This window comes from Campylobacter hepaticus, from assembly GCF_001687475.2.
Taxonomy (GTDB): domain Bacteria; phylum Campylobacterota; class Campylobacteria; order Campylobacterales; family Campylobacteraceae; genus Campylobacter_D; species Campylobacter_D hepaticus.
Window position 1 is genome coordinate 889,624 of record NZ_CP031611.1, and the last position, 21,897, is coordinate 911,520.

Genomic DNA, 21,897 nt, shown 5'->3' on the forward strand with positions numbered 1-21,897 from the left:
TTTTACCTTTTATCCTACTAAACTTTTTACAAGCTCTGCGCCTTTTTTCAGATCGCTTACTGCTTTAATATTTTTAAGATTTGAATTTTCTAAAATTGCTTTTGCTTGTGCTGCATTTGTACCATCAAGACGCACCACAATAGGAAGATTTACTTCTACATTTTGAGTTGCCTCTAAAATTCCATTAGCTATTCTATCACAACGCACAATACCACCAAAAATATTAATAAAAATAACTTTTACATTTTTATCTCTTAAAATAATTTCAAAAGCTTTTGCAACTGTTTGAGCACTAGCACCACCCCCAACATCTAAAAAATTTGCAGGTTTTGCTCCGCTATAATTAATAATATCCATGGTTGCCATTGCTAAACCTGCTCCATTTACCATACAAGCAACATCTCCATCTAATTTAACATAACTTAAACCAAATTCAGCCGCCTCTCTTTCGGCAGGATTTTCTTCTGTAAAATCTCTAAGTTCAGCAATTTCAGGATGACGATAAAGAGCACTATCATCAAAACTGCATTTTGCATCAAGAGCATAAAAATCACCTTGATCAGTTTTAATTAAAGGATTTATCTCTAACATATTCATATCTTTATCCATATACAATTTATAAAGCTTAGCTATCATAGCAATAAGTTTTTGACTCTCTTCTTTATCAAGATCTAAAAATTTTACCACCTCAAGACCATGAAAAAGTTTAAAACCAATTTGAGGATCAATGCCTACTTTTATAATTTTTTCAGGACTTTCTTTGGCTATTTTTTCTATATCCATACCTCCTTGACTTGAAGCAATAATAGTAATTTTTTCTTCCATTCTATTAAATAAAATAGCTAAATAATATTCTTTTACGATATTTGCACCACTTTCTATATAAAGCTTTTGCACAAGTTTACCTTCAGGTCCTGTTTGATGAGTAATTAAATTCATACCTAAAATTTCATTTGCATAAGTTTTTACTTCTTCTAAATTTTTAGCAATTTTAACACCCCCTCCAAGACCACGACCACCTGCATGAATTTGAGCTTTAACCGCCCAAACATTGCCTCCTAATTCTTTAGCATTACTCACAGCTTCATCTACGCTAAAGGCAACTTTACCTTTTAAAGTGGGAATACCATTGTCTGCAAAAATAGCTTTTGCCTGATATTCATGTATATTCATTCATTCTCCTTTATATATTGATATTTGATTAAAGATTTTTCTAATTTATCTTTTTCTTGTATACTAAGATCTAACTTCATAATCTCTATTACACCTTCAAGACCTAATCTTGCCATTACTCCTAAAGCTTTATTTTGTACACCAAATTCTCCATGCAAAATCACACTCATAGGTAAAAATTCTCCGCTTCTTAAAGATTCAAGCATTCTCACACAAGCACTAGCAGGTGCTAAATATGCAGAATTTTTTAAATACTTTATCACTTTAGCTCCTCCTGTTTTTACCTCATTTTCCAAATCTTCAAATTCCTCTTCATTTAAAAATTCACTTATATTTTTATTTTTAACACTAGCATAAGACTTAACCAAAACCATATCATCATTGTGAAAACCAATAAGTCTTGTATCTACACTTGACATTTTTACATTAAGTTTTTTAGCAAGTTCATATTTAAATCTTGCATTATCTAAAATACCAGCCATAGCTACAATTTTTTTTGGTGAAAAAATCTTATGTTCATAAAGGGTATTGAGTAAAAAATCTACAGGATTAGTTAAAATAATAAAAAGCGGATCTTTTGTAAATTCTTTAATTTTTTTAGCACAATCAAGCATAATACTAGTATTAAGTTGCAAAAGTTCTTCTCTACTTTGTCCAGCCTTTCTAGCAAAACCCGCACTAAAAAGCACTATATGAGAATCTTTAGTACATGAGTAATCTTTAGTACAAACTAAATCAATATCTAAATTTAAAGCAGCTATACTTTGAAGCAATTCTAATTCTTTAGCAATTAATAAATCTTCATTAATATCAAGCAAAACTATTTGACTAGCCAATTCCCTTAAAATCAAAGCATAGGCTATACTTGAGCCTACATTTCCAGCCCCTATAATAGTGATTTTCATTGTTGACCTATTTTTTCTAAAATGGCATTAAAAGTTGCACTAGGACGCATGATTTGATTTACTTTTTGATCATCAAATTTATAATATCCACCCAAATCAACTTTAATTCCTTGAGCATTGTTAAATTCAGATCTAATTTTTTCCTCATTAGAAGATAATTCTAAAGCTATGTTTTTAAAAAAACTTTGAAGTTCCATATCATTAGCTTGTCTTGCTAAATGATTTGCAAAATACATAGCTAAATAAAAATGGCTAGTACGATTATCATCTTCTTTAACTTTTCTTGATGGAGTTTTATTATTTTCAAGCCATTCACCTATAGCTTCATCAAGACATTCAGCTAAAACCCTAGCTTTAAAATTTTTACATTTATTAGCATAAAATTCTAAACTTGCTTGCAAGGCTAAAAATTCTCCCAAGCTATCCCAACGTAAATGATTTTCTTCAATTAATTGCTCTACTTGTTTAGGAGCTGAGCCACCCGCTCCCGTTTCAAACATAGCCCCTCCATTTAACATAGGTACAACAGAAAGCATTTTAGCGCTTGTGCCAAGTTCTAAAATAGGAAAAAGATCTGTTAAATAATCTCTTAAAACATTTCCTGTAATAGAAATGCTATCTTTTTGCTCACGAATCAATTCTAAAGTTCTTAAACATGCTTGTTTTGGAGCTAAAATAGCTATATTTTTACCTTTTTCATTAAGACGCTTTTGCACTAAATCAATCATAATTTTATTACTTGCTCTTTTATCATCTAACCAAAAAATTGCCTCAGATCCTGTAAGTTCTGCTCTTTGTACACCCAAATCAATCCAATTTAATACAGCATCAATCTTAGTTTCATTAACTCTATAAATATCACCCTTTTTTACTTTATGCTCTAATAATACTCTTGCATTAGAAACGATTTGAAATACCCCATCTTCTTTAGCCACAAAGGTTTTATCATGAGATCCGTATTCTTGAGCTTTTTTAGCCATTAAGCCCACATTTGAAACACTGCCTAACTTTGAAGGATTTAAACTGCCATTTTTACGTAAATCTTCAAGCACAGCTTCATAAACAGTTGCATAAGTTTGATCAGGAATAAGTACATTTGTATCTTTTTCTTCGCCATTTTTATCCCACATTCTTGCACCATTTTTAAGCATAGCAGGTATAGAAGCATCAACAATCACATCGCTAGGAACATGAAGATTTGTAATACCCTTTTGAGAATTAACCATAGCTATATCAGCAGACTTGGCTAAAATTTCATTATATTTTTTTAAAATAATATCTTTTTTATTCGAATTTTCAATCTTGCTTAAAAGCTCGCTAAGTCCATTATTAGGATTAATATCAAGCTTTTCAAACTCATCTTTAAATTCATCAAATAATTCTTTAAAAAATACCCTTAAAGCATAACCAAAAATTATAGGATCACTTACTTTCATCATAGTAGCTTTTAAATGAAGTGAAAAAAGTACATCATCTTCTTTGCAAGCTTTAATTTCTTTAGTATAAAATGCTTGAAGTTTTTGCACATCCATAAAACTGGCATCTAAAATTTCATTTTTTTCAAGCTTTAATCCTTCTTTTAAAATTTCTTTTTTTCCCTCAATGCTTACAAATTCAATATTTGCTAAGCAATCACAATCAAGCAAAATCGCTTTTTCATTAGAAAAAAAATCACCCTCTTTCATATAAGAAATACGTGTTTTACAATGAGATTTAAGCTCAACTATACCATAAGGATTATTTTTAGCATATTCTTTAACGGCCTTTGTAGAACGACGATCTGAATTGCCTTGTCTTAATACAGGATTTACAGCTGATCCTAAAACTTTTTGATATTTTATTTTAATTTGCAATTCCTCATCATTTTTTACCTTATCTGGGTAATTTGGTAACATATAACCCTTATCTTGTAATTCTTTAATAGCAGCTTTTAATTGCGGTATAGAAGCTGATATATTAGGAGTTTTAATCAAATTAGCATCTGCTTTATTTACAAGCTCTCCTAAAAACTGTAGAGCATCTTCACATCTTTGTTCTTCTTTTAAATACTCGCTAAAGTTTGCCAAAATCCTACCAGATAAAGAAATATCAGAAATTTCAACCCCTATATGAGCCCTGCTTAAAAAAGCTTTGATTATAGGTAAAAACGAATAAGTTGCAAGGGCTGGAGATTCATCTGTTAAAGTATAAGTAATGTGCATTTTTAGTCCTTTAAAACGCTATTTTTATTTTCAGTTTTTAAGTATATTACAAATAAAAAAAAATGCAAGGGGAAATTTAAAGTTTATTTTAGTTTTCAAATAAACTTTAAATATTTCTAATTAAGCAAATTAGCAGGAAGTTGTATAATATTTTTTATAAGATTAAATGGGGTTTTTAAAGTATCTGTAAAAATTTCACTATGGAATTTAGGATTATCAATACTTCCATCTATTTTTAAATTAGTACTAATTTCTTGATTTTTACCTAAAATAACATAATTAATGATAGGTACTTTAGATATGGCTTCAGATGCTGATTTTAAAGTTTTTAACTCTAAATTAAACTCAAGAGTGTTTGATCTTAAATTTAAAGTTCCCAAACCATAAATATCAACGCTATCACCATTTAAATTAATAGCTGAAACATTTAAAAGATCTTTTTTTCTACTAAAAACTATTTTTCCATCGTGTAATTTTAAACCTTTTTGATTAAAAGTAGGTGATTTAAACATTAATAAACTAGGCACAGTATCAATAAAAGAAATCAATTGGTTTATCCCTTTTAAATCTTTTACATGAGTATTTTTAAAATTAATTTCTCCATCAAAATACTCTGGCGAACTTCCTTTGATATTTAAATTAAACACTCCATCTTGTACAGCTTGTTTTTGAAAAAATTCATTAAAATAGCTATCATTGGCATTGTTGATATTTAATCTTAAATCATTAGGAGAATAATAAAGATTAAAATAAGTTTTTTTTCTAAAACCTTTAAGATTTAAAGCCCCTTCTTTTAAATTTGCCTCTACTTTATCAAAAGCTAAAGTTTTATTAAGATCTACTAAAATTAAAGCTATATTAGCTCCACCAAAACTAGTATTTTGCAAATTAGTAAAAATGTCAAAATTTAAATCATTTAAAGAATGAGAATCTTTTTTATAAAAATAACTTAAATTTTTTAAGTGTATTTCTTTGTTCTTAGGACTTATTTTAGCACTTATGATATTGCTTTGAGTTTGAATTTGTGTAATACCCTTATCTTTTAAAATCATAAAAGTATCGTTTTCATAAGGGATCTTACCATTAATATATAAATCATTTTTAAAATAAGCATCACTAATACTTGCATTAAAATCTTCAAAATCGAAAGTATGATAATACAATTGCTTAGCATCAATAAGTCCAAATTTTTTAAGTAAAGTAGAATGATCTAAAAACATTTTAGCATTATTAAGCCTAGCTTCTAAACCATCTTTAAAATTAAGAACCAAATTCCATTTAGGAATACTAATATTAATATCATTAGAATAATCTAGATCAATATTAACTCTTTGATTTTTTAAATCTAAAAGCTCTCCATGAGAAAAATAAAATCTTGCAATTTGAGTATCAAATTGCCCTTGTTGTTTTTCTAAATCAAATTTAGCATTAAAATCTGCTTCTAAAAATCCATTTTTAATACTAGCATTTTCTATGTTTAAATCATTTTGATTAAGTTTTAAAAATGCCCTAGTAATATTAAAATCAGCCAAAGAAATATGCACATTATCTAAAGCTAAAATACCATCATAAGCAATTTCACCCTTATCATGAAAATCAATTTTAAATTCTAAATCACTTTTAATTTTTCCACTTTTTTGATAAAAAGGCAAAGAAAAATGATAATTTTTTAAAGCTTTAGCAAGCTTTTCATCAAATTTCAAATTTTCAGATTTAATACGCAAATAAATTCCAGCTTTTCTTTCATTAAATAAATCATACAAATAAATCTTACTAGAACTTAAATCAGAACCATTATAAAAAGCCTTATTAAACACAAAATCAAGTTTTTGCTTAGTTAAAGTAAAATCTAATTTAGGAATTTCAATAGCATTGATCTCATCATCTAAACGCACTTTAACATTATTAACATAACCTAAAGCATTAATATTATCTAAATAATAATTATTTTTAGTAAAATCTATAAATCCTTCTAAATAATCCAAATGATAAAAATCACCCTTTGCCCTATGTCCCACCCAAAGATTTAAATCCTGTGGCAATGCTACTCTTTTATTGATATTTTGCACCAATTTTTCAATATCTTTTATACTAAGATCTTCTATTTTATAAGCTAAATTTTTATTTTTATAAGAAATACTTGCATTAAAATCAAGTAATTCTCCATATGCCCTACCTTGAAAATAATAAAACTCACTTTGAGTATTAATACTTAAATTCCCATCAATATTGACATTATAATCTTTTAGCAAAAGCGTCCTAATATCAGCCCTAAGTTCCTTATCTTGACCTTGCAATCTTAATTTTAAAAATAATAAATCATTATCTATAAAAAATTCATTGTCTTTAAATAAAATACGTACATAATTATCTTTAATATTTAAATTTTGTATATCAATCTCTTCAACAAAAGTATAAAGGTATTTTAAATTTTTTGTTATTTTTAAAATATCTGCTGAAGCAGTATGATGTTTTGGTTTAACATTTAAAGCATCATTATTTTGATTTATAGTAATATTTTTAGCTCGTACAATTAATTTTTTATCTAATTTAATATATAATTGTTCTAATTTTAAAAAATCAAATTGGATGCTAGAGATGACAATGCCATTTTTAAGTATTATAAACAATGCCAAAATAAGTATAACAAAAAATATAACAATAAATAAAATTTTCTTTTTCATTGGCAACTTCTTTTTAATATTAATTTTTGGATTTTTTTATTATTTATCTCAACCTTTAAAAAGTAATTCTGTAGTATTTATTCCTCAAGGTTCTATCTCTCAAATTATAACATATTTAAAACAAAATAAATACCACATGAGTAGCATTGATAAATATATTTTATTTTTTTTAGGACGTCCACAATCAGGATGGATTAATATAGGCACAAAAGAATTAAACCGAGCTGAATTTTTACACAAACTTACAGTTGCTAAAGCCGCACTTGAAACCATTACCCTTATCCCTGGAGAAACCAGTGTGATTTTTTTACAACAAGCTGCCAAACAATTAAATCTTGATCCGAATTTACTTTTAGAAGAATTGCGAAAGCAAGCACCTTATGAAGAAGGTGTTTTATTGCCGCAAACTTATAAAATTCCAAAAGGCATTACAGAAAATTTATTGATACAAATGCTATTAAATTATGCTGAAATTTCAAATAAAAAAACTTCTGAAAAAATTTTTGGTGATTACCATGCAAAAAAATGGTACCAATACATCATCATTGCTTCAATTATACAAAAAGAAGCTGCTAATGAAAAAGAAATGCCTATAATAGCAAGCGTGATTTACAATAGACTTAAAAAAGATATGAAGCTTCAAATGGATGGGACTTTAAACTATGGAATTTACTCTCATATTAAAATCACTCCTCAAAGAATCAAAGAAGATAATAGCTCTTATAATACCTATAAATTTAAAGGCTTACCCAAACAAGCTGTTTGTAATGTTTCTTTAGCAGCTATACGTGCAGCCATATTTCCTTTAAAAACAGATTTTTTATATTTTGTAAGGGACAAAAGCACCCAAACTCATATTTTTAGTGCTAGTATAAGCGAACATAATAAAGCCATCAGTTTACAAAAAGGAAAATAAATTATGCTATAATTATATTTAATAAAAAAATTGGAACATTATTTGCTTATTAATTTAAAAACTTATGAAAAGGATGCAAAATGATTAGCCCATTTAAATCAAAAGAGCTAGTTGTAGGGGCTTTAGCGGGTAGGAATCTAAGAAATCAACTTATTAATTCTAATCTTGCTAATGTTGACACTCCTTTTTATAAAGCAAGAGATATTGAATTTGAAACCGCCTTGGTTAAACGTGCAAATGAAATTTTTTATAAAACTCCTTCTAAAGAATTAGAACTAGCACTTACCCAAGAAGGACATCAAAAACCTTGGAAATTTCCAGATCCTAGTAAATCTACTATTTATCTAAGAGATGGACATTTAGCAAGAAATGATGCAAATACAGTTGATTTAGATGTTGAAACTTCAGAAATGAGTAAAAATACTCTCATGATTAGTGCTCTTGATGGAGTTTTAAGAAAACAAAGTAGTATTTTTGGATCTATACTTGATGCAAGCTCTAAATTAAGTTAAAGGTAAATTATGGCATATTTAAGTGATTTTGATATTAGTGCTTATGGTTTAAGCGCACAACGTTTTAGAATGAATGTCATTAGTTCAAATATAGCTAATGCAAATACAACAAGAACAGCTGAAGGTGGACCTTATAGAAGACGTGAAGTGATTTTTAAAGCAACAGATTTTGACAAAATCTTAAATGAACAAATCAATCAAAACAATAATTTTTTACAATATGAAAATCCTTTAAATGATCCAAGCTCTCCTCACGAAGCTAAACCTGCCGTTTCAACTGTAGTAGTTGATAAAGTTGTAAGAGATGATAAAGATTTTCGTATGAAATATGATCCATCTCACCCTGATGCTAACGCACAAGGATATGTAGCATATCCTAATGTTAATCCTGTTATTGAAATGGCAGACTTAATTGAAGCTACAAGGGCTTATCAAGCTAATGTAAGTGCTTTTACAAGTGCAAAAACTATAGCTCAAAGTGCAATTGATTTACTAAGAGGATAATAGCAAATGAATAATATTAATGAATTAAAATTAGGAAGTATTAAAGATCTTGATAAAAAACAAAGCCCTCAAGAAAACATAGGAGAAGAATTTGCTAAAATACTCAAAGAAGAAATCAATGACTTAAATAAAACTCAAAAAACAGGTGAAGCTGCAATGACAGATATTGCCACAGGACAAGTTAAAGATTTACATCAAGCTGCCATTGCCATTACCAAAGCTGAAAGCAGTATGAAATTTATGTTAGAAGTTAGAAATAAAGCCATTAATGCTTATAAAGAAATCACGAGAACTCAAATTTAAACCCTAATGCAAGAATATAAAAAAAATAGGGTTTCAAAAGTTGCCTTTGCTTATTGTATGGCGCTTTTATTTATGATTATCTTCCTTGTCTCAACTTTTTTTCTTACCTCAAAACGCCATATACCTAATACTGAAAAAGATCAATATGATTTGGCCTTAAGAGGCTTAATCATCACAAAAGATAATTTTACTATCACAAGCTCTAAACAAATTTATCGCGCAGAAATAGATCTAAGAAGTATCAACAAAGATAAATTTGATTTATTTTTAAAACTGTTTCAAATTTATAGCGGTATTGATGATGAACAAGTAGCTGACATAAAAAAAAGAATGCAAAAACAAAAAAAACGCTCCTATAATTTTGTACTTTTGCAAAATTTAGATTCTAAACAAGCTAGTTATCTTAAAGATCTTGCTAAAAAACTCTATATACAAGGTTTTTTTAAAGCTTTTACAAATAATTCAGGAAGGGTTGAAACTAGAGGATTAAGCATTATCGAACACGAAGAAGATAGGGTTTACATGTCTAAAGATTCTTTTACTCCTGCAATTGGCTATACAAAAATGGTTTTAGATCCACAAAGTGGTATTTTAAAAAATATAGGCATTAAAGGCTTAGAAAAATATTATGATGAATGTTTAAGTCCTGTTCAAAATGAAAAAATTCAAGGATTAAAGGATATAGGAGGAAATATTATCTTAAATCTTAATTCACTCCAACAAAAAAAAATCAATGGTTGCAATTTACACTTAAATCTTTCTTTAAAATTACAAAAAAGCATAGAAAAAGCTATAGATCAAAGGAATAAAGATTTAAAAGCTCATGAAATTATTGTTGGGGTAATGGAAAGCAAAACAGGAAAAATTTTAGCCCTAGCAAGTTCAAGACGTTATGATCCACAAAATCGCGGAAAAGATCTATCAGTGCTTAATGCTAGTGCTATAGAATACGGGTATGAAGCAGGATCTGTTATCAAACCTTTTATTTTTGTAACCGCTTTAAGACTTGGAAAAATCAAAATAGATGAAATTATCAATACTTATGGTGGAACTTATAAACTAGGTCGTTTTCTTATAAAAGATGATCATAAAATGGAGAAAATAAGCATGGAAGAAGTTATAAGATATTCTTCAAATGTTGGTATGATACAAATTGCTAAAAGACTTAGCAATATAGAAATTTTATCAGGTCTTAGAATCTTTAAATTTGGAGAAAAAAGTGGCATTGATCTACCTTATGAACAAAAAGGAGAAATCCCAAACCCTAAACGCTTAAAAGATATAGAAAAATCTGTCTTAAGTTATGGCTATGGACTTAAAACAACTTTTATGCAATTACTTAGTGCTTACAATGTTTTTAATAATGATGGAATTTATATCACCCCTCGTTTAGCCCAAAAATTTTATCAAGATGGTCGCTTAGTGCAACTTGATGATATTAAAAAAGAAAGAATTTTAAGTTCCCAAGCGGCAAAAACTATGCAACAAGTCCTCATCAATGTTATTGAAAAAGGCACAGGAAAAAAAGCAATTACACAAGGTATTATTATAGGGGGTAAAACAGGTACAGCACGTATAGCTGAAAGACAAGGTTATACTTCTAATCGTTATAATGCTTCTTTTTTTGGCTTTGCTAATGATTTAAACCAAGCTTATACCATAGGAGTTTTAGTAAGACAACCTACTAAAGCCTATAGCTATTATGCTGCACAAAGTGCTTTACCTATGTTTAAAGATGTTGTTGATATTTTAATCAATGAGGAATTTTTAACACCTATACAAGAATCAAAACAATAAGATTCAATCTTATTTTAATCAGCTTTTAATTTTTCAAATTCCTCCATAAGAAATTCTCTTAAATCTTGAGCTTCTTTTTCACCATTTTCCAAATACTCAAGCAATAAATTTTCTAATTCCTTTAAAAAATCAAAAAGCTCACTTTGCCAAACACTATCACTTTTATTGCTTAAATTCATAGTTTGTATAAAACTAAGCTCCCTACTTAAATCTCCAAGTTTTTCTAAAATCTCATCTTTTTGTTCTTGATTTTTTAATAATAAATTTTCATTTTGTATATCTTCTTGAAATTGCTTAATTTTTTCGTGGATTAAATCGCAAAATTGAGGGTAAATATCAATTTTTATAGGTTCTAAAAGAGTTTGCTCATCTATTTTTAAAGTCAATTTTTTAATGCTAAAATAAAGAGCTAAAAAAGATAAAGCTGCTATAAGAAAATAAAGTCCTAACATTTATCTACCTTTAACAGCCAACATTCCACCATCTAAATTGCTAACTTTAAGTCCTAGCTTTTCAACTACAAGTTCTGCTGCAAGCATACTTCTGTGTCCACTACGACAAACAAAAGCTAACTTTTTACTTTCATCTTTTTTGCTTTGAAATTCATCTAAAAATTGCGCGTTTAAAAGTCCTTTATTATCATATAAAGCCAAACACTGTGCATTAGGCAAAATACCTTCTTGCCATTCTAAAGGAGTGCGAACATCAAAAATTTGATATTCGCTTAAATCGCTTTTAGTCCAAATATTAGCAGGAATATTTTCTATCATGAAAAAGCCTTATTAATAATTTTTGTAAGACTTGCATTAAATTCAGCAGGATTATCAACTCCCATACCCTCACTAAGCTTAGCCATATTTAAAACCAAAGTAGCTATATCTGCACTAAAAGTTTCATTATTTTTAAGACCTTTGAAAATGGCATGTTTTGGATTAATTTCTAAAATAGGTTTAAAATTTTGTTCTTGTCCCATTTGTTTTAAGAGTTGTTGCATAGCAAAATCAGGTTTATTTTTATCATAAACAATACAACTTGGACTATCTTGTAAGCGACTTGTAAGTCTTACATCTTCTACTTGTTCTTTTAAGAGTTCTTTAAATTTAGCTAATAATGGAGCAAATTCATTTTTATCTTCATCACTTAATTCATTTTTATCTTCTACTTGATTAATAGCTACAAATTTTAAGCCCTCATACTCTCCAAACATAGGAGTTATTAAAGAATCAATCTCATCATCCATAAGCAAAACTTCTATATTTTTTTGTTTATATTCTTCAAGTAAAGGAGAATTTCTCAATAAGCTTTCATTATTTCCTGTGATATAAAAAATTTCTTTTTGTTCGCTAAGTAAATCATTTTTATACTCTTCTAAAGAACGTAAATTTTCACCCTTAGTACTTTTATAAAGCATAAGTTTTAAAAGACTATCTTTCTCACTAGCAAATCCATAAAGCCCTTCTTTTAAAACCCTTCCAAAAGTTTTAAAAAAAGAAAGATATTTTTCTTTATCTTTATTTTTCATTTTTTCAAGCTCAGCTAAAATCTTTTTAACACTAGCTTCTTTAACAGCTTTTAAGATTTGATTTTCTTGTAAAATTTCACGACTAACATTAAGTGGTAAATCTTCTACATCAATAATCCCACGCACAAAACGCAAATAACTAGGCAAAAGCTCTTTATCATCATCACTAATAAATACACGTTTTACATAAAGTTTTAAACCACTTTGATAATCTACGCGAAAAAGGTCAAAAGGTGCATTTTGCGGAATAAAAAATAAAGAATTATATTCTAATTTTCCTTCACTTTTAGTATGAAGATATAATAAAGGTTTATTTGAATCATGAAAATTTTGCTCATAAAATCTTTCATAATCTTGAGCTTTAAGACTTGATTTTTGCATTCTCCAAAGAGCATTTGCCTTATTAATTTGTGAAATCTTAATTTCTGTTTTTCCTTCTTTTTCACCTTCTTTAGCAGGAGTAAATTCTTCTTTTTCCATGAAAATAGGAAATTGAATATGATTAGAATATTTTTCTATAATGCTTTCAATTTTGTAATTATTTGCAAACTCATCATCTTTTAAATATAAAGTAATACTTGTGCCTTGCTCTTCTTTTTTTGCATCTTCAATCTCATAACCATTCGCATCCGAAGTCCAAAGATAAGCTTTATCATCTAAAGCTTTTTTGCTTAAAACCTCAATTTTATCAGCCACCATAAAAGCAGAATAAAAACCAACTCCAAATTGCCCTATAAGTTGAGAATCTTTTTTAGCATCTCCACTTAAATTCTCTAAAAAACTTTTAGTACCACTTTTTGCTATAGTTCCAAGATTATTAATAAGATCTTCTTTATTCATACCTATACCATTATCACTAATGATAAGAGTTTTTTTATCTTTGTCAATTTTAATTTCTATTTTAGGGTCAAATTTTAAATTTTTATACGCATCTTCACTTACGCTTAAAAAATTCAGTTTATCTAAAGCATCGCTTGCATTAGAAATCAACTCCCTTAAAAAAATTTCTTTATTAGAATATAAAGAGTGTATCATAAGTTGTAAAAGTTGATTCACTTCAGTTTGAAATTGCATTTTGCATCCTTTATTATTTTTTTAAAATGAATATTTTAGCAAAAAATACAAATTCTAAGATAAATTTTAAAAGATCTTATTTAAAAACTATAAAACCAAGCCATACTGCAAATAAACAAAAGACAATATTTAAAATAAGATAAAAATAATTTCCATTTTACAAAAGCAATAAATTATCATAAGAAAAAGCAGAAAAAGTAGTAAAAGCTCCTAAAAGCCCTGTAACAATGAAATTGTTAAATGCAAGAGATAAGCCTTTATTTTGCATATAAGAAAAAAATAAACCTATTATAAAAGATCCAAGCACATTAACTAAAAGTGTGCCAAAATTAATAGAATAAGGAAAACATTTATTCATCCAATTTACAAGCAACATTCTCAAAAGCGAACCAATAAAACCTCCAAAACCAACAATTAAAATAGTATTTAACAAATTTTAGCCCTTTCTTGATCTAAAATTTCTTGCATTTTTTTTCTGGTTTTTTCAAGCCATTTTTCATCATTAGTATCCACTAAATCCATACAAATAATTTTTAAAGTCCCGCTTTTTGCGCTAAAACTTTTAGTGTCTAAAATTTTAGCTGAATCTATGAGTAAAATAGGTTGCACCTTAAGATTTAATTTATCACTTAAAATTTTAGTACCATTTTGAAATTTAAGAAGCTTGGTATTTTTTGAGCGTGTACCTTCAGGAAATATAGCTAAAACCCTATTTTCATTAAGCCTTTCTTTAGCTTCTTTTAAAACACGCATTAAATCACGTGGATTTTTTCTATCAATACAAAGAAGTTTAGGTTTTTTTATAGCAATTTTAAAAAAAGGAATTTCTCCTAATTCTTTTTTAGCAATCCAGCATAAATTTTTAGGGTACAATTCTTCTAAAACAATAATATCTAAAGTGCTTTGATGATTGATTAAAATCATATTCGCATCGAGATTAAAATTTCCAATAAGTTCGCTTTTATACCACAAAACATATTTTTGACATTTAGCCCAAATTTTACGTATTTTCCAAAGCCTGTTTTGTGACTTTATAAAACAAAAACAAAATACCACAAAAGCAACACTTACAATAAAAAAACACCAAAAATAAAAAGCCTTAATTCTTCTGTAAATCATCTTTATTAACCCAACCTATTTTTCCATTGGAAAATAACACCTTAATATAATTTTCTCTTTTAGCCAAAATTTCTACTTTTTCATCTGTATTTGCCATATAAAAATAAGTTGAAGGTTCTGTAGGCAAAATTTTAGCCCTAGATCCTGCTTTAATAACTGCATTTTCAGTATTTGTATCTACAAGAAAACTAAGTGCAAAAGAAACAAGTGCAAAAGATAAAATCAAATAACTTTTTTTCCATATAAATAATATAGCACACACAAAAGCTAAAAACCAAAGTATGTATTGCTTATAAATGTTAAAGTCTTTATTTACAGGATTTAAATCACTTTGAGTGCTCACCTCATCATCACTAATCTTAAGTTTTAAATTAATATTTTCAAGTTTTTTACTGTCTTTGTTAAAATATGAAAAATCAAAACTTGTTTGAGTTGAAGGTAAAATAGCATAATAAAAAGCATTGGAACTATTAAAATCTCCTTTAACATTTTCTATACCTTGTTTTTCTATACCTTGCAAGAAAAAACTTTTTAAATTAGCATGACTTGCATTTAATTCTAGCATCATAATAATATTGGCATTATCAAAATAACTTGCTTTAACCTTTTTAACCTTTAAAGAACTTGCTACAAGATGTGAAAAATCTTTGCTAGACAAAGTATTTTCAAACTGAATAGGATTAATATTAATGTGAGCTTCTTGAAAAATTTTATTATTTCTCAAAAGTCTGACAAAAATCTTCTCTAAACTAGCATTTGAATTTTTAGCTTCAAACCACAAGGTTGTTTTATATTCATTATCAATAAACTCCCATTTTGGTTCAGGATTTAAAAAAGATAAATTGTTTTTTTCTACGCTAATATTAAAATCAAATTTTGTATTTTCCATAGTGCGTGCATAAATTGTAATAGGAAAAACTTCTCCAACATACACTTTATTTGGATATTCATCATTTGAAAGTACTAAAGCTCCTTGAGCCACAAAAGGATCATCTTCATTGGTTTCAAAATCAGTAGTTTCATCACTTGGAGCAATATTTTGATAAATTTTTTGCTCTTCTTTTGGCAATTGTTGTAAAGCATTTTGAGTTCTAGCCAGTAAAATAACAATGCTAAAAAACAAAATGGATAAAATTTTCAAAATAAAAAGCCTTCAAGCATTTTTAAACCTATATCATTTCCTAAAATCGATTCACAAGCACGTTCAGGATGAGGCATAAGTCCAAATATTTTTTTATTTTCATCACAAATACCTGCAATATCAAAAATAGATCCATTAGGATTAGATTCATATCTTAAAAGAATCAAATCTTTATCTTGCAAATACTTTAAAGTATTCTCATCAGCATAATAATTGCCTTCTCCATGAGCAATAGGAAGAGTAATTAACTCATCTTTTTTAAAATTTTTTAAAAAAGCATTATCATTTGAAACTACACGTAAATTCTGATTTTTAGAAACAAAACTTAAATTGTTATTATGTTTCATAGCTCCTTTTAAAAGACCACTTTCAAGTAAAATTTGAAAACCATTACAAATACCTAAAATATAACCTCCCTTTTTTGCATGATTAAAAACACCTTGCATAATAGGAGCAAGTTTAGCAATAGCTGCACATCTTAAATAATCTCCATAAGAAAATCCCCCCGGTAAAACCACTAAATCAGCATCAAATTCTTTTTCTTCATGCCAAATAATTTGTGCTTTTACTCCTAGTTTTTCAAAAGCGTAAACTGTATCAAATTCACAATTTGTTCCTAAAAATTGGACAATAGCAACTTTCATTATCTACTCTTTTTCAATAATAAATTGATAATTTTCAATAACACTATTAACTAAAAGTTCTTCACACATTTTTTTTACTTTTTCTTTGGCAAGATTTTCATCTTCTTCATCAAGAGATATTTGAATTTGTTTAGCAATTTTCACCTCTTTTACCTGATCAAAACTTAAAGAATGTAAAGCTTTCTCTATAGCCTTACCCTGAGGATCTAAAACACCATCCTTTAAAGAAATATTGACAATAACTTTCATTTTTTTCCTTAATTTAATATTCTTTTTAAAACTTCTTCATAAGCCATTTTAACATTACCCAAATCTTGACGAAATCTATCTTTGTCTAATTTTTCATTGCTTAATTTATCCCAAAATCTACAACTATCAGGACTTATTTCATCGGCTAAAACAAGTTCTTTATCCTTAGTGAAACCTAATTCTATTTTAAAATCAATAAGTCTTAAATTTTTAGCATCAAAAAAAACAGTTAAAATAGAATTAATTTTTCTAGCTAACTCTTTGATTTCTTTAATATAATTTTCATTTGGCACTAAATTTAAAATCAAACAATGCTCATCATTAATAAAAGGATCGCCTAAAGCATCATCTTTAAGACACAATTCCACTAAAGCAAAAGGTAAAACACTCCCATCTTTAATACCTAATCTTTTCGTAAGTGATCCAGTAGCTACATTACGCACTATTATTTCAATAGGTATAATTTCACATTTTTTAATCACTTGCTCTGTATCACTTATAGTTTCAATTAAATGTGTTTTAATACCATTTTTTTCAAGTAAACGAAAAATTTCTGTACTAATTTTACAATTTAAGCTTCCCTTTCCTTTTTCATTTCCTTTTTTTTCAGCATTAAAAGCCGTTAAATCATCCTTAAATTCACTAATGAGTAAATCTTCATCATCGGTTTTAAAAATTTTTTTACCTTTTCCTTCATAAAGCAATTGTTTTTTTGTCATTGATTACCTTGTTTAATATTTAAAATTTTTATAGTATCTATAGCTGATTTTAGCTGAATATCATTATTAATTTGCTTTTGAGTGATTATATTTTTATTATCTTTATTTTCTTGTTTATCTTCTTTTTTATCTTTATTTATTTTTTCTAATTCGCCTTCTAAATGTTGCTTTAAATCACTTTCTTTAATGATAAAACTATCTTCTTGAATATTTACCTTACCTGGAAAAACTTCAATATCAGGTTTAACACCCACTGCTTGAATAGTACGCCCACTTGGAAGATAATATCTAGCAATAGTAAGTCTTAAAGCTTCACTTTGATTTATAGGTATGATTTGTTGTACACTACCTTTTCCAAAAGTGTTTTCACCCACTACTACTGCACGCTTAAGATCTTGTAAAGCCCCACTGACAATTTCACTTGCACTTGCACTACCACCATTAACAAGAACCACCAAAGATGCATTAGAAATTTTATTTTTAGGATCAGCTTTATATTCTTGATTTTCACTTTCAATACGTCCTTTTTGAGAAACAATAACTCCCTTATCTACAAATAAATTCACAAGTCCTATGGCTTGATTTAAAAGCCCGCCAGGATTATTTCTAAGATCTAAAATAATACCTTTGACTTTTGGATATTTTTTAAGTTCTTTTTTTGCCATATCCACAACATTTTTATCAAAATTAGTTACTCTAAGATAAAGTATATTTTGATTTTCTATCATTTTTGCATAAACACTTTCGATCTTGATAATCTCTCTTATTAAACTAACATCAAAAGGTTTAGTCGCTCCTTTTCTAAAAATAGTAAGAACTATTTTAGTTTTAGGCTTGCCACGCATTTTTTCTACGGCATCATTTAAGTTAATTCCTAATGTTGCCTCATCATTGATCTTTAAAATAATATCCCCTGACTTAATCCCTGCTTTATCAGCTGGAGTACCTTCTATAGGTGAAATTACCGTTAAAGCTCCATCTTTCATCCCAACAGTAATACCAAGTCCACCAAACTCACCATTAGTTTGAATTTTCATATCATTAAAATCTTTTTCATTTAAAAAAGAAGAATGCGCATCAAGATTACTTAAAAGACCCGATAAAGATTTATCAACTAACTCACTAATATTTTGATCTTCTACGTAATATTGTTCTACTATAGCAAGAGTTTTTGTAAGTTTATCTAAAGCTTCTAAACGCTTTTTAACCTGCTCTTCTTTTTGATCAATTTTAGCTTGTAAATGGCTAGCTAGAAAAAAACATAAAATAAAAGTGCTAGTAAAACCTGCAAGGCTTGTAAAAAATCGTTTTGTTTTCAAAGTAAGCTCCAATATTATAGTATTTTGATTTAAATATTAAATTTTAGTAAAAATTACTTAAAATTTCGTAAATCATTTGAATTTCTTAAAAATATGTTAAAATTAAGTAAAATATTAAAAAAGAAAGTAAAATCATGCATCAAATAAAACACACGCATTCTCAAAAACATATAAAAACAGTTTGCAACCGCTTAAGTAGAACCATAGGTCATTTAAATGCTATTAAAAGAATGGTTGAAAACGATAAAGATTGTAGCGAAATTTTAATACAACTTGCTGCAGTAAAAGCACAAGTAAACAATACTGCTAAAGTAATCTTAAAAGAACATCTAGCCCATTGCATGATCCATGCTGCAAAAGAAAATGACACTAAAAGCATAGAAGAACTTAACAAAGCCATAGATATGTTCATGAAATAACTTAAAATTAATGATTTGATTTATTATTTAAAAAAAATTATTTAATTAAGTTGACATTATTTGACTAAAGTTATATAATAACTATCGAATAAACAATAAAGGATAAATCATGGCAAATATACAAGATTTTTTAACAAATAGTATGCTTTCAAGCTTAGAAAATGCAGTATCTTTAGCAATACACTCTAAAAACAATGAAGTGAAACCTTTACATCTTTTGTGGGCATTAACTTTAGATCATACTAATATTTTAAATCAAATTTTAAATAAATTAAATATTTCCAAAGAAGCCTTAGAACTTGAAATTAAAAGCAAAATCGCAAAACTTCCTACAAGTTCTAATGTAAATTCTCAAAATATACGTTTTTCAAATGATTTAATAGACTCTTTAGAAAATGCAAAAGGTCTTATGAATGCCAATAAAGACAGTTATTTAAGTATAGACACTTGGCTTATAAGTCAAAGCCAAAAAACTCCTATAAAAGAAATTTTAGAACAATTTTTAGATTTAAGAGAATTTCAAAAAGAACTTCAAAACTTAAGAGCAGGACGTAAAATCGACACCAAAACAAGTGATGAAACCTTAGATACTCTTAATAAATTTGGTATAGATTTAAGTGCAAAAGCTAGCGAAGGAAAGCTTGATCCTGTTATAGGCAGAGAAGAAGAAATTCAACGTCTAATGCAAATTTTAATACGCAAAACCAAAAACAATCCTATACTTTTAGGTGAACCTGGCGTAGGAAAAACAGCTATTGTTGAAGCTTTAGCCCAAAGAATCGTTAAACAAGATGTACCCAAATCTTTACAAAATAAAAAAGTAATTGCTCTTGACATGAGTGCTTTAATTGCAGGTGCAAAATACCGCGGAGAATTTGAAGATAGATTAAAAGCAGTAGTTAAAGAAGTGATAAAAAATGAAAACATTATACTTTTTATCGATGAAATTCATACCATAGTAGGTGCAGGTGCAAGCGAAGGAAGCATGGATGCAGCAAATATTTTAAAACCTGCCCTTGCAAGAGGAGAACTGCATACTATAGGAGCAACAACCTTAAAAGAATATCGCAAATACTTCGAAAAAGATGCAGCCTTACAGCGCCGTTTTTTACCTATAAATGTAGGAGAACCTACCTTAAATGAAGCTTTAGCTATGTTAAGAGGAATAAAAGAAAAACTTGAAATTCATCACAATGTCAGCATAAATGATAGCGCCCTAGTAGCAGCAGCTAAACTTTCAAAACGCTATATAGCTGATCGTTTTTTACCTGATAAAGCCATTGATTTAATCGATGAAGCAGCAGCTGAACTTAAAATGCAAATTGAAAGCGAACCAAGTTCTTTAAGAAAAGTTCGCAAAGACATAGAAACTTTAGAAGTTGAAAATGAAGCCTTAAAAATGGAAAACGATGAAAAAAATCAAAAAAGACTCGATGAAATTTCAAAAGAATTAGCCAACTTAAAAGAAAAACAAAATACCCTAAATTCTCAATTTGAAAATGAAAAAAATGTTTTTGATAAAATCAGCACAAAGAAAAAAGAAATTGATATACTCAAAAATGAAGCCACCTTAGCTAAAACCAAAGGAGAATTTCAAAAGGCTGCCGAATTAGAATATGGAAAAATCCCAAGCTTTGAAAAAGAGGTTGAAGTCTTAGAAGAAAAATGGAAAAAAATGAGTGAAAATGGGGTCTTACTTAAAAATCAAGTAGATGAAGATTTAGTAGCTGGAATATTAAGCAAATGGACAGGTATTAGTGTACAAAAAATGCTAACTTCTGAAAAACAAAAATTCCTAGAAGTAGAAAAACATCTTAAAGAAAGTGTCATAGGTCAAGATCAAGCCTTAAGTGCTTTAGCAAGAGCCATTAAACGCAACAAAGCAGGACTTAATGCTGATAATAAACCTATAGGAAGTTTTTTATTTTTAGGTCCAACAGGGGTAGGCAAAACCCAATCAGCAAAAGCTTTAGCAAAATTTTTATTTGATGATGAAAAAGCAATGATACGCTTTGATATGAGTGAATTTATGGAAAAACATAGTGTTTCAAGACTTTTAGGAGCCCCTCCAGGATATATAGGACACGAAGAAGGAGGTGAACTTACTCAAGCAGTACGCACAAAACCTTATAGTGTGCTTTTATTTGATGAAGTAGAAAAAGCCCACAAAGATGTATTTAATATACTCTTAGGTATTTTAGATGATGGTAGAGCTACAGATAGCAAAGGCATCACAGTAGATTTTAAAAATACCATTATTATTTTAACTTCAAACATTGCTTCACAATCCATTATGACTTTAAGTGCTAAAGAGCAAGAGCAAGCAGTTAAAGCAGAACTAAAAAACTTTTTTAAACCTGAATTTTTAAACCGCTTAGATGATATTATCACTTTTAATCCTCTAGGCAAAGATGAAGCGTATGAAATAGTCAAACTTTTATTTAAAGATTTGCAAAAAAATTTAGAAAGCAAGGGCATAAAAACAAGTTTAAGCGAAAATGCTGCACTTTTAATCGCTAAAGATGGTTTTGATCCTGACTTTGGAGCTAGACCTTTAAAAAGAGCTATTTATGATTTGGTAGAAGATAAATTAAGCGATATGATACTTGCTGATGAATTACATGAAAATGATAACATTTGCATTGATGCTCAAAATGATAAAATTATCATTAAGAAAATTTAAACCTCTTGAAAGT

Annotated in this window: 19 protein-coding genes and 2 pseudogenes; 7 read left to right on the top strand and 14 right to left on the bottom strand. The window is 28.1% G+C overall.

The genetic code is table 11. From position 1 onward, the window contains the following. Positions 1–9: 9 nt before the first annotated feature. The 4 genes from sucC to A2J15_RS04450 form a co-directional block, all read right to left on the bottom strand. Positions 10–1,173 (bottom strand): ADP-forming succinate--CoA ligase subunit beta, encoded by a 1,164-nt coding sequence (sucC, locus tag A2J15_RS04435; protein WP_066777100.1) that lies wholly within the window; start codon positions 1,171–1,173, stop codon positions 10–12. Further along, positions 1,170–2,078 carry a malate dehydrogenase gene (locus tag A2J15_RS04440; protein WP_066777103.1) on the bottom strand — a complete coding sequence of 303 codons (909 nt, stop codon included), beginning with the start codon at positions 2,076–2,078 and terminating at the stop codon, positions 1,170–1,172. The genes sucC and A2J15_RS04440 overlap by 4 nt, the downstream gene beginning before the upstream one ends. Further along, on the bottom strand, positions 2,075–4,279 hold the full coding sequence (locus A2J15_RS04445) for an NADP-dependent isocitrate dehydrogenase (protein WP_066777107.1): 2,205 nt from the start codon (positions 4,277–4,279) through the stop codon (positions 2,075–2,077). Before A2J15_RS04445 ends, A2J15_RS04440 begins: the two co-directional genes overlap by 4 nt. A 116-nt stretch (positions 4,280–4,395) precedes the next feature. Beyond that, positions 4,396–6,963, bottom strand: coding sequence for a YhdP family protein (locus tag A2J15_RS04450; protein ID WP_066777110.1), 2,568 nt, complete (start codon positions 6,961–6,963; stop codon positions 4,396–4,398). On the opposite strand from A2J15_RS04450, the gene mltG reads away from it, so the two are divergent. From mltG to A2J15_RS04475, 5 genes are all read left to right on the top strand, one after another. Next, complete coding sequence (mltG, locus tag A2J15_RS04455) at positions 6,878–7,879, top strand: endolytic transglycosylase MltG (protein WP_066777180.1); 1,002 nt, start codon at positions 6,878–6,880, stop codon at positions 7,877–7,879. The two genes, A2J15_RS04450 and mltG, sit on opposite strands and share 86 nt — an antisense overlap. A gap of 80 nt (positions 7,880–7,959) precedes the next feature. Further along, positions 7,960–8,391 carry a flagellar basal body rod protein FlgB gene (gene flgB, locus A2J15_RS04460; RefSeq protein ID WP_066777113.1) on the top strand — a complete coding sequence of 144 codons (432 nt, stop codon included), beginning with the start codon at positions 7,960–7,962 and terminating at the stop codon, positions 8,389–8,391. Positions 8,392–8,400: 9 nt separating this feature from the next. Next, entirely contained in the window at positions 8,401–8,895 is a 495-nt protein-coding gene (gene flgC, locus A2J15_RS04465; protein WP_066777116.1) for a flagellar basal body rod protein FlgC, read from the top strand. Positions 8,896–8,901: 6 nt separating this feature from the next. Beyond that, complete coding sequence (gene fliE / locus A2J15_RS04470) at positions 8,902–9,198, top strand: flagellar hook-basal body complex protein FliE (protein ID WP_066777118.1); 297 nt, start codon at positions 8,902–8,904, stop codon at positions 9,196–9,198. 6 nt (positions 9,199–9,204) lie between these two features. Beyond that, positions 9,205–10,995 carry a peptidoglycan D,D-transpeptidase FtsI family protein gene (locus A2J15_RS04475; RefSeq protein WP_066777121.1) on the top strand — a complete coding sequence of 597 codons (1,791 nt, stop codon included), beginning with the start codon at positions 9,205–9,207 and terminating at the stop codon, positions 10,993–10,995. A 14-nt stretch (positions 10,996–11,009) separates the two neighbouring features. Here A2J15_RS04475 and A2J15_RS04480 read toward each other — a convergent pair whose 3' ends face one another. The 10 genes and pseudogenes from A2J15_RS04480 to A2J15_RS04525 form a co-directional block, all read right to left on the bottom strand. Continuing rightward, entirely contained in the window at positions 11,010–11,447 is a 438-nt protein-coding gene (locus A2J15_RS04480) for a hypothetical protein (RefSeq protein WP_066777123.1), read from the bottom strand. After that, positions 11,448–11,765, bottom strand: coding sequence for a rhodanese-like domain-containing protein (locus A2J15_RS04485; RefSeq protein ID WP_066777126.1), 318 nt, complete (start codon positions 11,763–11,765; stop codon positions 11,448–11,450). Beyond that, positions 11,762–13,591 (bottom strand): molecular chaperone HtpG, encoded by a 1,830-nt coding sequence (gene htpG, locus A2J15_RS04490; protein WP_066777129.1) that lies wholly within the window; start codon positions 13,589–13,591, stop codon positions 11,762–11,764. Before htpG ends, A2J15_RS04485 begins: the two co-directional genes overlap by 4 nt. A gap of 76 nt (positions 13,592–13,667) precedes the next feature. Further along, positions 13,668–14,024, bottom strand: a pseudogene (locus tag A2J15_RS04495) (fluoride efflux transporter FluC). Further along, the gene (locus A2J15_RS04500) at positions 14,018–14,710 is read right to left on the bottom strand and encodes a lysophospholipid acyltransferase family protein (RefSeq protein ID WP_066777136.1); all 693 of its coding nucleotides are present in this window, start codon (positions 14,708–14,710) and stop codon (positions 14,018–14,020) included. The pseudogene A2J15_RS04495 and the gene A2J15_RS04500 overlap by 7 nt, the downstream one beginning before the upstream one ends. Further along, the gene (locus A2J15_RS04505) at positions 14,691–15,851 is read right to left on the bottom strand and encodes an SH3 domain-containing protein (RefSeq protein ID WP_066777137.1); all 1,161 of its coding nucleotides are present in this window, start codon (positions 15,849–15,851) and stop codon (positions 14,691–14,693) included. Before A2J15_RS04505 ends, A2J15_RS04500 begins: the two co-directional genes overlap by 20 nt. Then, a pseudogene (gene purQ / locus A2J15_RS04510) lies at positions 15,823–16,495 on the bottom strand (phosphoribosylformylglycinamidine synthase I). The gene A2J15_RS04505 and the pseudogene purQ overlap by 29 nt, the downstream one beginning before the upstream one ends. A 3-nt stretch (positions 16,496–16,498) precedes the next feature. Further along, on the bottom strand, positions 16,499–16,744 hold the full coding sequence (gene purS / locus A2J15_RS04515; protein ID WP_066777141.1) for a phosphoribosylformylglycinamidine synthase subunit PurS: 246 nt from the start codon (positions 16,742–16,744) through the stop codon (positions 16,499–16,501). Positions 16,745–16,752: 8 nt separating this feature from the next. Continuing rightward, entirely contained in the window at positions 16,753–17,463 is a 711-nt protein-coding gene (gene purC / locus A2J15_RS04520) for a phosphoribosylaminoimidazolesuccinocarboxamide synthase (protein ID WP_066777146.1), read from the bottom strand. Continuing rightward, positions 17,460–18,797, bottom strand: coding sequence for a S41 family peptidase (locus tag A2J15_RS04525; protein ID WP_116980494.1), 1,338 nt, complete (start codon positions 18,795–18,797; stop codon positions 17,460–17,462). Before A2J15_RS04525 ends, purC begins: the two co-directional genes overlap by 4 nt. A gap of 119 nt (positions 18,798–18,916) precedes the next feature. Between A2J15_RS04525 and A2J15_RS04530 the strand changes: the two genes are divergently transcribed. Together A2J15_RS04530 and A2J15_RS04535 are read left to right on the top strand one after the other, a co-directional pair. Beyond that, the gene (locus tag A2J15_RS04530; RefSeq protein ID WP_066777149.1) at positions 18,917–19,201 is read left to right on the top strand and encodes a metal-sensing transcriptional repressor; all 285 of its coding nucleotides are present in this window, start codon (positions 18,917–18,919) and stop codon (positions 19,199–19,201) included. Between the two features lie 109 nt (positions 19,202–19,310). After that, positions 19,311–21,884, top strand: a complete 2,574-nt coding sequence (locus A2J15_RS04535; protein WP_066777153.1) for an ATP-dependent Clp protease ATP-binding subunit — start codon at positions 19,311–19,313, stop codon at positions 21,882–21,884. Positions 21,885–21,897: the final 13 nt, after the last annotated feature.